Origin of the sequence: Pararhizobium capsulatum DSM 1112 (genome assembly GCF_030814475.1) — a bacterium.
Taxonomy (GTDB): domain Bacteria; phylum Pseudomonadota; class Alphaproteobacteria; order Rhizobiales; family Rhizobiaceae; genus Pararhizobium; species Pararhizobium capsulatum.
The window spans coordinates 822,237-834,332 of record NZ_JAUSVF010000001.1 but is presented as its reverse complement, the minus strand read 5'-3'; the positions used below and the strand labels follow the sequence as shown (position 1 = coordinate 834,332).

Below are 12,096 nucleotides of genomic sequence, written 5' to 3'. Positions count from 1 at the left end.
ACACAGTGGAACACCAGGCAGACAACGGCAGCGGAGCAAGCGACAGGCAGAAGTCCTACCGCATCCACAACATCGCCGTGCCCGCACGTCCGCTGGAGCCGGCGCTCTATCTCGTCGCAACCCCCATCGGCAATCTCTCCGACATCACGCTGCGCGCGCTCGAAACCTTGGCCGGCGCCGATGTGCTGGCCTGCGAAGATACCCGCGTCACCCGCGTCCTGCTCGACCGCTACGGCATCGTCAACCGCCCCTACGCCTATCACGAACACAATGCCGACGAAGCCGGCCCGCGGCTGATTGCAGCGCTCGAGGCCGGCAAGTCCGTGGCGCTGGTCTCCGACGCCGGCACGCCCCTCGTCTCCGACCCCGGCTACCGCCTCGGCCAGTCGGCAATAGAGGCCGGCCATCGCGTGGTGCCCATCCCCGGCCCATCTGCGCCGCTTGCCGCCCTGGTCGGTTCAGGCCTGTCCAACGAAACCTTCCTGTTCGCCGGCTTCCTGCCCTCGAAGGACAAGGCCCGCCGCGACCGCCTGACCGAGCTCGCCACCGTCCCCGCTACCCTCATCTTCTTCGAATCCCCCCACCGCATCGCCGCGACCGTCACGGCGGCCTGCGATGTTCTCGGTGAAGCCCGCACCGCCGCCGTCTGCCGGGAGCTGACCAAGACCTTCGAGGAATTCCGCCGCGGCACGCTCGCCGACTTGAAGGCCTTCTATGACGAGGGCGCAAACGTGAAGGGCGAGATCGTCTTCGTCATCGCCCCACCCGATGCGCCGGCACCGCCGAAGGAAAAGGATGTCGATGTCCTCCTCTCTGCCCTCGCGAAGGATCTGTCCACCGGCAAGGCCGCGACTGAAGCCGCAAAGCGCACTGGCCTCAACCGCAAGGACCTCTACGATCGCCTCCTGCAATTGAAGGAGCGCGATGGCGCGTGAACCGGCCGATATCCGAAAACTGAAGGCGCTGCGCCGGGGTGCGATCGCCGAGTATCGCGCCATGCTTGCACTTGTGTTTCAAGGCTACCGGATCGTTGCGTTCCGCTACCGCACCAAGCTCGGAGAAATCGACATCATCGCCCGCAAGGGAGACCTCGTCGCCTGCATCGAGGTGAAAGCCCGTGCAAACCTCGACAGCGCCGTCACCGCCGTCTCGCCCACGGCCCAGCGCCGCATCCGCGCGGCAAGCGATCTCTGGCTTTCCCGCCAGCCCGACGCCACAAGGCTTTCCATCCGCTACGACATCATCTCCGTCAGCCCGTGGCGCTGGCCGGTGCATCTCATTGACGCTTTTTGAACACCTGTGCACTGTTGTTACAGAACAGACATCAAAGCGTTATCGCGCCGTCATGAAAGGGCTTTAGCGGGTTCCTCACCTTAACCCTGGTGAAAGGAACTGCCATGATCAAGAACATCACGATGACCGGCCTCGCGCTGGCTTTCTCCGCGACCTCCTCGCTTGCCGCAACCGACATCACCTGGTGGCACGGCATGGCCGGCCGCAACGGCGAAGTCATCAACGAAGTCGCCCAGAAGTTCAACGCTTCGCAGACCGCTTGCGCGCTCACCCCGGTTTCCAAGGGCACCTATGAGGAAGCGCTGGCTTCCGGCATCGCCGCCTTCCGTTCGGGCGAACAGCCGAACATTCTGCAGGTGTTCGACGCCGGTGCCGCCACGATCATCAACGCCAAGGGCGCCGTCATCCCGGCTGAAGACCTGATCACCAAGGCTGGCTACACCTTCGACCGCAACGCCTTCATCGACGGCGTCCGCAACTTCTACGCCGATGCAGACGGCAAGTTCGTCGGCATGCCGTTCAACACCTCGGCGCCGATCATGTACGTCAACGACGAAGCCCTGAAAAAGGCCGGCGTCGAAGCCCCGAAGACCTGGGAAGAATTCGAAGCGATTGCTCCGAAGCTGAAGGAAGCCGGTTACATCCCGCTCGTCCAGTCGCAGCTGACCTGGCAGTTCACCGAGAACTTCTTCTCGCGTAACAACATCCAGTTCGCCACCAACAACAACGGCTACGACAGCGTTGTCGATACCCAGCTGAAGGTCACCGACCCGAACCTCGTCATGATGTTCGACAAGCTGAAGGCCTGGGCTGATGAAGGCTACTTCGCCTATTACGGCGCCGGCTGGAACGATAACCAGAAGATGTTCGAAGAAAACAAGGCCGCCCTCTGGATCGGCTCTTCCGGCTCCTTCGGCGGCCTGACCAAAACGACCCAGATGCCGTTCTCGGCCGATTTCCTGCCTTACTGGGGTTCGATCAAGGGTGCCGGCACCTCGTCCTTCATCGGCGGTGCTGCCCTGTTTGCCATGTCCGGCAAGACCGACGAAGAGAACAAGTGCGTTGCCGACTTCTTCCAGTTCCTGACCTCGCCTGAGATCCAGGTCTTCTATCATGAAGCCACGGGCTACGTTGCCATCACCAAGGCAGCCTACGAAATGGCCAAGAAGGAAGGCTACTACGAGAAGACCCCGGCCGCCGAAGTCGGCATCAAGCAGCTGATGCTGCCGGCCGGCGAATGGTCGAAGGGCTATCGCCTCGGCTTCTACCCGCAGATCCGCGAAATCATGGAACGCGAATACGGCCGCATCTTCGCCAACGAAGTCTCCGTCAAGGACGCCTTCGACACGATCGAGAAGGAAGGCAACGAACTTCTCGCCCGTTTTGCGAAGACGGATGGCTGATCTCGGCCCCATCCCCTCCCTGCGGGGGGAGGTGACCAGAGTCTCGGGTCGATCTCCCCCCTTGCGGGGGAGATGTCAGCGGAGCTGACAGAGGTGGGTGGCGCGGCAAACTCCGAGCCACCCCGCCCCTCATCCGGTCTGTCGGCCACCCTCTTCCCCGCTCGCGGGGAGAAGGGACAAGCGGCACCTCCTCGCCATCCTATGATGACACGAGAAGACCGCCACACTTACGATCGCCCCCCTCCCCGCCTGCGGGGAGAGGGCTAGGGTGAGGGGCAATACCTCCACACCTAAAGCACTCTCTTGAGGCTCCGACCCATGACGCACGCACCATCGCTCTCCCCGACAGCCCCGACGACGGCCGGCTTTTTCCGTCGTTTCCGCGCCGCCCCCTCGGAGCCGTCTTTCGCCAAGCGCGTGCAGTTCAATTCACCCTACCTGCCCTATCTGTTTCTTGCCCCGCAGATGGCGATCATCGTCATCTTCTTCTATTGGCCGTCGGTGCAGGCGATCCAGTCGTCCTTCTACCTCGAGGACCCCTTCGGCTTCGGCTCCACCTTCGTCGGCATGAGCAACTACACCGACGTGCTGAAATCGTCAGAATACCTCGGCATTGCCCGCTTCACCGCGGTCTTCACCGCCCTCGTCACCTTCTTTTCGCTCGCCATCGGCCTGCTGCTCGCCGTCAAGGCAGACGGCGTCATCCGCGGCAACGCCACCTACAAGACACTGCTGATCTGGGTCTACGCCATCGCCCCGCCGGTCGCCGGCCTCATGGGCATGATGCTGTTCGACCAGCACATCGGCCCCTTGGTGAAATTCGCCGGCCTGTTCGGCTGGGAGATGAAAGTCGGGCTGAACTACAACGACACGGCCGCCGCCATGATCATCGTCTCCGTCTGGAAGCAGATCCCCTACAATTTCATCTTCTTCCTGTCGGGCCTGCAGGGCATCCCCGTCTCCGTGCGCGAGGCAGCCCTGATGGACTGCCGCTCCGGTTTCCGCCGCTTCTGGACCGTCATCCTGCCGCTGCTCGCCCCCACCGCCTTCTTCCTGCTGATCATCAACACCACCTACGCCCTGTTCGATACCTTCGGCGTCATCGACGTGATGGTGAAGGACAAGGCCGCCAACAACCCGATCACGCTCGTCTACAAGGTCTATATGGACGGCTTCCGCGGCAATGATCTCGGCGGATCCTCGGCCCAGTCGGTCATCCTGATGATCATCGTCTTCGTGCTCACCATCTTCCAGTTCCGCTTCATCGAGCGGCGCGTCCACTACACCTGAGCGGAGCCCGGCCATGCAGCGCGTCAAACTCTTCGATCATTTCATCCTCATCCTGGGCGTCTTCATCATGGTCGGCCCGCTTCTGGTGGCGCTGATGACGTCCAGCCATGAGGCGACCGATATCCATCGCAACGGCCTTTCCATCCTGCCTGGCGGCCATTTCATCGAGACCTACCAGACGGTGCTCACCAAGCAGGGCGGCTTCACCGGCAAGATCACCGGCCTGCGCATGATGATGAATTCCCTCATCCTTGGCCTCGGCTTCGCCGCCGGCAAGATCATCCTGTCGATGCTCGCGGCTTACGCGCTCGTCTATTTCCGCTTCCGCTTCGCGACCGTCACCTTCTGGATGATCTTCACGACCCTGCTCCTGCCGCTCGAAGTCCGCATCCTGCCCTCCTACGAGGTCATGAACACGCTGCACCTGACGAACACCTACACCGGTCTCATCGTGCCGCTTCTGGCGTCAGCCACCGGCACCTTCTATTTCCGCCAGTTCTTCAAATCGATCCCGGACGAACTGCTGGAGGCCGCCCGCATCGACGGCGCAGGCCCCTTCAAGTTCTTCATCGACGTGATCGTGCCGCTATCGAAAACCATGATGGCGGCGATCTTCATCATCATGTTCGTCTATGGCTGGAACCAGTATCTCTGGCCGACGCTGATGACCACCGACGAGAGCTTCTTCACGCTGGTGCGCGGCATCAAGCAGATCCTGCTCGTCTGGGTCGGCTCCAACATTCCCGATTACAATCAGGCCTTTGCCCTGGCGATCCTCGCCATGCTGCCACCTGTCATGATCGTCATGATCTTCCAGCGCTGGTTCATCAAGGGTCTCACGGAAAGCGACAAGTAAAGGAACGACCGATGGCAGCGATCAACATCACCAACGTTTCGAAGATCTATGCCGGCGGCGTCGAGGCGGTGAAATCCGTGTCGATCGATATCGTCGATGGCGAGTTCATCGTGCTGGTCGGCCCCTCCGGCTGCGGCAAGTCCACGCTGCTGCGCATGGTCGCCGGGCTTGAGACCATCTCCAAAGGCACCGTCGAGATCGGCGACCGCATCATCAACGATGTCGAGCCCGCCGAACGCGACATCGCCATGGTCTTCCAGAATTACGCGCTTTACCCGCACATGACCGTCTACAACAACCTCGCCTATGGCCTCAAGAACCGCGGCACCCCCAAGGCCGAGATCGACGCCCGCGTCGCGGAAGCCGCCCGCATGCTGGAACTCGAAAAATACCTGGAGCGCAAGCCGCGCGCCCTCTCGGGCGGCCAGCGCCAGCGCGTCGCCATGGGCCGCGCCATCGTGCGCAAACCCGCCGCCTTCCTCTTCGACGAGCCCCTGTCGAACCTCGATGCCAAGCTGCGCGTTTCGATGCGCGGCGAAATCAGGCAGCTGCAAAAACGCCTCGGCACCACCTCGATCTACGTCACCCACGACCAGCTGGAAGCCATGACACTGGCCGATCGCCTCGTCGTCCTCAACGGCGGTGAGATCGAACAGATCGGCCGCCCGCTCGAGGTTTACCACACCCCCGCCTCCACCTTCGTCGCCAGCTTCATCGGCTCCCCCGCCATGAACCTTCTGCGCGCCACGCGCGAAGGCAGCCGCCTGCATTTCGGCTCGCAGATCCTCGAAACCGGCCCCCTCTCCGCTTTGCCGACCGACCTTACCGTCGGCATCCGCGCCGAAGACCTGCGCATCGCCTCATCCGGCGAACAGTCGTTCTCCCTGAAGGTCAGCTACATCGAGGAACTCGGCGCCCAGCGCCTGGTCCACGGCACCGTCGACGGCAAGCCGCTGACCGCCGCCCTCTCCCCGGAACTCGACATCGCCGACACCCTCGCGCTCACCTTCGCCCCGTCGCGCCTGCATTTCTTCGATACCACGACGGGCAAGCGGCTGACGCAGGCTTTCGGCGGCGGCAAGCGCGTGGTGACGGGGGCCTTGGAGGCGGTGGTCGGGTGAAGAGCTGAAACCGGCATCGCTGCATCGCGATGCTATTGCCCGCGCCCATATACCAATCGAGCTAGTCCGAAAGGGTAAATTGAGGAGCAGCAGGATTTGCGCGATCCTACCCGCAGAAGTCGCCGGGGTGCGGCCGTCAACATGGGGGATATGACGCTATGGCAAGTGTGACCTACACGAAGTATGCGCCCGAATATTTTTGGGATGTCTTCTCTGAAAACTCAGCCTTCACCCTCGCCGTGAGCAGCGACCATAAGAAGGTCACCTATACGTTTTCAGATTTCGAGACGGGATGGACCAAGAAGCTCGTACTGACGGGCTCGGCATTTTCAATTTCGGGTACGGAGATCACGGGCGGAACGGTAACGGGCGCAACGTCGTACAATGCGAGTGGCCAGGCGATCTATACGATCACCGGGCTGAGCATCAAAAGCTACAATTTCCACCATCTCTATGACTTCAAGGGAATCGCCCTCGGCGGCAACGATATAATCACAGGTACCGCAAAGGGCGACGATATCGAAACCGGTGCAGGCAACGACACGGTCAAGGCCGGCGCCGGAGACGACTACATCAAGGACTTCCTCGGGAATGACACATATGACGGCGGTAGCGGCTGGGATGTGGTCGATTATTCCGACGGACCTCGCAATCACAGCTGGATTCCAGCAAAGGGTATCTTGGTCAACAATACGACTGTCAAGGATGCCTACGGCTTCACCGACAAGCTCATCGGTATCGAAAGCATCCGAGGCACCAATTTCGCCGACAAGTTCATCGGCGGCAGTAGCGATCAGGAATTCGGCGGACTTGCTGGAAATGACGTGTTCGATGGCGGTGCCGGCTGGGACAGTATCGATTATTCGCACGACGCCGAGCGCGGCGGCAGAGGAAAGGTCACGGTTGATCTTTCCAAGGGAACGGCCATCGATGGTTTCGGCGACAAGGACACGATCAAGAACATTGAGGAGGTCAACGGCGGAAAGTACAACGACACGATCATCGGCGATAAAAAGGCCAACTATCTCGGCGGTCGTGAAGGCAACGACGTGATCAAGGGTGGCGGGGGCACGGATGACTGGATGGAAGGTTACCAGGGTAACGATACGCTCTACGGCACCAAGGGAACGGACGACCACTTCATATTCCGCAACCGCGACAACCAGAAACTCGGCACCGATCACATCAAGACCTTCACCGATGGCGAGGACAAAATTCACTTCCGCGATTTCAGCAAGATCGATTCGATCTCGGACCTGAAGATCACCCAATCCGGCGACGACACCCTCATCACCTTCAGCCATGGTTCGATTGTTATCGAGGATATCCTGAAAGCGAAATTCACGGCCGCCGACTTTATCTTCGATTCGTGATCGACGCATCATCCGACTGGCCCGGCCAAGGCGGCCGTATGTTGCTGGCGCCTAGAGGATGTCTGGTTCAGATTGAACCAGACATCCTCTTGATTCTTTTGTTTTCGTTTGTCTCTTCGGGAAAACCGGTTCCCGCTTTTCCCTGACAAACTCTAAGCTGCCGCCTTGAACCCGCCTGTGGCGTCGGCCGAAGAAACTCAACAAAACTCATCCCCGCCAATCCCCGCCCCATCCACCCGTGCCACACTCCTCCCGTCCTGCCATCGGATACACCGGAAAGCGTTGCCGGCGAGGTGGGGCCGGTGCCTTTGGTCTGGGTTTGAAACGCAGGCGCGGCCAAGGGGGCTTGCAGAAAATGGTTTCCCTCTCGCTTGAAAGAGAGCGGGGCGTGCCTGTGAGGCACACAAGCAGACGGCTGGTGGCGTCAATGCCTCCTGACTTCGGTCCCACCGAAAGGGGTACCGTCTTTGCAGAGGAACCGGAGTTGCAGGTAAAAACCACCGAGACGGGACACATCGCGTGTCATTTTTACTACCTCAACCAGGCACTCGATGTGTCCCGGCCGAGTATTCCACCCAAACCACGGGCGAACCACGCCGCGTGAAGGCACATCCGTATCCGCTTACCCGTACCCAAGGACCGTGAACATAATGACCGGCAAGCCGTGAAAGGGAATTCCGTACTTTACATCAATTACAAATGAAACTCTAATTCAAGCTTCTCAGGGTTATTTTAGTTGAGTTTTCCAGATAAATTCCGATATAATTACAGTAAATTATTGTTTCTAGTTGTAAGAAACGACCTTTCTAAAGTAAATTTCTTCAAATAAACCACAGGATGAATGAGATCGTCAGCAACCTAGAAAGCGAATTGGACAAACTGAGACAGATTTATCTTAAGTTTGGGGTTATGTCCGAAACACAATCTTTTGTCTCACCGGGTAGACCATCTTCAAAGTCGGCCAGGAGGGAATACCGCGCATCCTCGGCGGTCGGCACACACACGCCCTTGGCCGGTCCATCGCGACTGGGCGATAAGGGCGGTGGGGATGAATTCGCCGATGACGTCTTGGACAACATGACTGCAAAAGAGCTCGACGCACTTGAGTTTGCAGGACGGAGCACGGCCGGCAACGGGCGAGACCAAAGTGATGATCGGTTGAACCGTGGCCGGAAGAGGCCGGCAAGCCCGGTTTACCGCGATTTCACGGACGACGATCGCCCCAGCAAATACTTGCGTTTGGAACCAGACGAAAGCGCGGCTCCTTCAAGTCCAGCCGCCCACGCGGCGCAATTGCCAGAAGCCTCCGCAGCCACGCAATCGGCCGACGCATCGCGACAGGGCGACAAAGCCGGTGACAGAAGTGACGAATTTGCGGATGACGTCTTGGACGCCATGGAGGACGACGCGCTCGATGCGTTTGAATTCGGCACAAATAATCAAGAGGGGATAGATGCACGCAGGTCGGTAGAGCAGGAAGAAACAAAAATCTATATTTCAGGGGAGGAGCAACCGAAGATTGCCACTTCGTTTGACTATAGGCCACGCTCCGATGACCTTCAGTCGGAAGACAACGTCGTTCTCATCAAATCAGGCCCCGATTCCATGCGCCTTACCCCGCATGGCAACGCGGCACTCGCCAATGTAAAACTCATCGTCGATGACGCAAGGGGCGATTTTCTGCTGTTTCGGCGTCACGAGATCGGTGCGCAAAACCTGAAAGACTTTTCGTCCTTATACCCTGGGAAGGATGTATTCTTACGTGACAACCCGGATGGGTTTTTGTCTGTCGGCAAATATAACGAGCTTCATAATTCACAATACCAACGGGATGCCGCGCAAGCGAAATTTGCTGCGATAACAGGACGGCCGGCGCGAAATGATCTTCCCAAGGTAATCGTCCGGATCGATGACGATACATTCATGGATGCGGAAGAATACGTAAACCTTGAAGGTGGCCGTATACTTCACGGAAAAGAGCTGCATGTTTTGTCTGCTGATGGCAAATCCTACCACGAGCCATACACGTCCAAACAACGAAACGCCGAGTATTTTCGAAATATCACCAATAGCGATCAGATACAGAACGCGCTGGATCATTATGTTCCTCGCCACACAGCGCCCCTGCCGCCAGTACTCGTCCGGGTAGGCAACCAGCTGATCAACGGTGAGAAGCTCGTGGTTGTCGATTACAACTATTCCCCGCTCATCGACAGTTTCGAAAAGCACGATATTTTTCTGCTGAATGTCAAAAATGGGAGGCCGACCGGCAACTATCGAGGATTTTCCGGGGAAAATCATTATGCCACGCTCGAGCAGGACAAGATCCTTGGCCGACATCCCGAAACAGAGCGGCAAAGAGAAGCCAGCATTCCTCATGTTATCGATGAGTTCGGTACGAAGATGAGAAACTTGCCGCCGGCAAGCGTCGATCCCGGCTTGCTGGAGGGGATTCGGGAAAATAACAGACAGCTGGAAGAGGCCGGACATGCCTGGTCGATGCGTTATTTCGACAAATCCAAACCTATTGACGTGATCCCCTCCCAGGCCCCCTCACCAACACCGCCTGAAAGCCGAGCAGCCGGAAGGGACACGGCAAGGGGCCTCAACGAGCGAACGCGGGGGTCGAGAGACGATCTATCCAGATGACATCACGACGCCTGGAAATCCACGCTGGGGGAAGCCTTGTCGCACCCAGATGGCAAGCCGGCGGAAATCTGCAGGTTTCCGGAGACGCGATTTGATGTAAAGCATGTCGCGCAAAAGTGTGCAGCGTTTTTTTTGCGATAACGACATGCGCAAAAACAAGGAGCTGAAGCGTGGGAAGCGAATCTGACAGATCGCGATATGCTTTAGAGTTTGTCAGGGAAAAGTGGAAACCGGTTTTCCCGAAAAGACAAACGGAAACACAAGAATCTGGAGGATTTATGGTTCAATCTGAACCGGACATTCTCCAGAACGGCGCGGCTTAACAACGACGATCAACAGGAAACGACCTATGGCGAAGATCACCAATGTCGCGGTCCAGATGGACCATGTCTCCGGCATCACCATCGCAGGCGACAGTACCTTCGCGATGAGCCTTGAGGCTCAAAGCCGCGGCTACAAGCTCTTCCATTATACGCCCAACCAGCTGTCGCTGCGCGACGGCAAGGTCTTCGCCACTGTCCAGCCGATGACACTGCGCGACATCAAGGGCGATCACTACACACTGGGCGATGCCGAGCGCATCGACCTCTCGACCATGGATGTGGTGCTACTCCGCCAGGATCCGCCCTTCGACATGTCCTACATCACCTCCACCCACCTGCTGGAGCGCATCCACCCGAAGACGCTTGTTGTCAACGACCCGGCCTGGGTGCGCAACTCGCCGGAAAAGATCTTCGTCACCGAATTTCCCGATCTGATGCCGAAGACGCTGATCACCCGCGATCCCGCCGAGATCGCCAGCTTCCGCGCCGAGATGGGCGATATCATCCTGAAACCGCTGTATGGCAATGGCGGCGCCGGTGTCTTCCACTCGACCCGCGACGACCGCAACATGTCCTCGCTGCTCGAAATGTTCGGCCAGATGTTCCGCGAGCCCTTCATCGCCCAGGAATACCTGCCGGCGGTGCGCAAGGGCGACAAGCGTATCCTGCTGGTCGACGGCGAACCCGTCGGCGCCATCAACCGTGTTCCGGCTGAGCACGATGCCCGCTCCAACATGCATGCCGGCGGCACGCCGATGCCAACCGAGCTGACCACCCGCGAACGCGAAATCTGCGCCCGTATCGGCCCGGCCTTGAGGGAGCGTGGTTTCCTCTTTGTCGGCATCGACGTCATCGGCGACGTGATGACCGAGATCAACGTCACCTCCCCCACCGGCATCCGCGAAGTCAGGAAATTCGGTGGCGCCGATGTCGCCGCCCTTCTCTGGGACGCGATCGAACGCAAACGGGCTTGATGTAGGAGAGCGGCCCCGCTCTCGATCGTCCCCTCTCCCCGCAAGCGGGGAGAGGGCTAGGGTGAGGGGCAATCCTTGCCCCTAAAAAGATACCCCCGAAAAATCCCCGCTCGAATACCGGCTGTTATCATCAGCTCCGACGCGATCAGACACGGAGCATCTACAAACAACAGCCTGCCCCTTCCTCTGGTTGTACCCGGGTATTCTTTTTTGTTCGCGGAGCACAACCGGCCACAATCCAGACAATCGCCTGACGCGAAATTGATGTCAAAGGGACGCCATTCCATCTGATCGACGGCGTCTCAAGCGGATTACCACCGCGGAAAACCTGACCTTCAGCAAGCGGGATGTTTCATCGTCATTCTCAAATCGCATGCACAAAGGAACGGACAGCCAAATATACGAAGAAACAAACACTACACAAACATATATCCCGCCAGCCTTAACCCTAAAAGGATCACCAGTTCCAACCCTTAAAAACTTGCCGCAGATGAACCCATGCGTGATGCCGAATACGAAGCAGGTTGCTTTAGCGCCGAACCCCAAGGAGATTTCAGACAGTATGCCCCAATCATTATCTGCCGGCAGCGGCCTTTCCGCATTAACGAAGCCACGTCACGAAAAATCAGCCCGCGTCCGTTCCACCGTCACCCCTATTGGGGCTGACCGCCGTCTAAATTGACACGACTGTCATCCGCTCGCTCGTATCTGGGCAAGTTCCACGCCACCAGCGGCTGGACCTCAATTCGTGGATACCAGCACCAATCAAGACGAGCCAACTTCGCGGCGTTCCCCCCAAATTTTCGAGGCGGTC

9 protein-coding genes are annotated in these 12,096 nt (G+C 58.7%); all 9 read left to right on the top strand.

Annotated elements, in window-relative coordinates:
- Positions 1 to 5 precede the first annotated feature (5 nt).
- The 9 genes from rsmI to gshB all read left to right on the top strand — a co-directional run bounded on the left by rsmI (position 6) and on the right by gshB (position 11,282).
- The gene (gene rsmI, locus QO002_RS03910; protein WP_307226880.1) at positions 6 to 935 is read left to right on the top strand and encodes a 16S rRNA (cytidine(1402)-2'-O)-methyltransferase; all 930 of its coding nucleotides are present in this window, start codon (positions 6 to 8) and stop codon (positions 933 to 935) included.
- The gene (locus QO002_RS03905) at positions 925 to 1,293 is read left to right on the top strand and encodes a YraN family protein (protein WP_307226878.1); all 369 of its coding nucleotides are present in this window, start codon (positions 925 to 927) and stop codon (positions 1,291 to 1,293) included. The genes rsmI and QO002_RS03905 overlap by 11 nt, the downstream gene beginning before the upstream one ends.
- Before the next feature lie 104 nt (positions 1,294 to 1,397).
- Positions 1,398 to 2,696 carry an extracellular solute-binding protein gene (locus tag QO002_RS03900; protein ID WP_307226876.1) on the top strand — a complete coding sequence of 433 codons (1,299 nt, stop codon included), beginning with the start codon at positions 1,398 to 1,400 and terminating at the stop codon, positions 2,694 to 2,696.
- Positions 2,697 to 3,161: 465 nt separating this feature from the next.
- On the top strand, positions 3,162 to 3,986 hold the full coding sequence (locus QO002_RS03895) for an ABC transporter permease subunit (protein WP_307233133.1): 825 nt from the start codon (positions 3,162 to 3,164) through the stop codon (positions 3,984 to 3,986).
- Between the two features lie 13 nt (positions 3,987 to 3,999).
- Complete coding sequence (ugpE, locus tag QO002_RS03890) at positions 4,000 to 4,842, top strand: sn-glycerol-3-phosphate ABC transporter permease UgpE (RefSeq protein ID WP_307226874.1); 843 nt, start codon at positions 4,000 to 4,002, stop codon at positions 4,840 to 4,842.
- A gap of 11 nt (positions 4,843 to 4,853) precedes the next feature.
- Entirely contained in the window at positions 4,854 to 5,963 is a 1,110-nt protein-coding gene (locus tag QO002_RS03885; RefSeq protein WP_307226871.1) for a sn-glycerol-3-phosphate import ATP-binding protein UgpC, read from the top strand.
- Between the two features lie 158 nt (positions 5,964 to 6,121).
- Positions 6,122 to 7,336 carry a calcium-binding protein gene (locus QO002_RS03880; protein ID WP_307226869.1) on the top strand — a complete coding sequence of 405 codons (1,215 nt, stop codon included), beginning with the start codon at positions 6,122 to 6,124 and terminating at the stop codon, positions 7,334 to 7,336.
- Between the two features lie 837 nt (positions 7,337 to 8,173).
- A complete protein-coding gene (locus QO002_RS03875) occupies positions 8,174 to 9,985 on the top strand; it encodes a hypothetical protein (protein WP_307226867.1) in 1,812 nt (603 codons plus the stop codon).
- Positions 9,986 to 10,334: 349 nt separating this feature from the next.
- The gene (gene gshB / locus QO002_RS03870) at positions 10,335 to 11,282 is read left to right on the top strand and encodes a glutathione synthase (protein WP_307226865.1); all 948 of its coding nucleotides are present in this window, start codon (positions 10,335 to 10,337) and stop codon (positions 11,280 to 11,282) included.
- Positions 11,283 to 12,096: the final 814 nt, after the last annotated feature.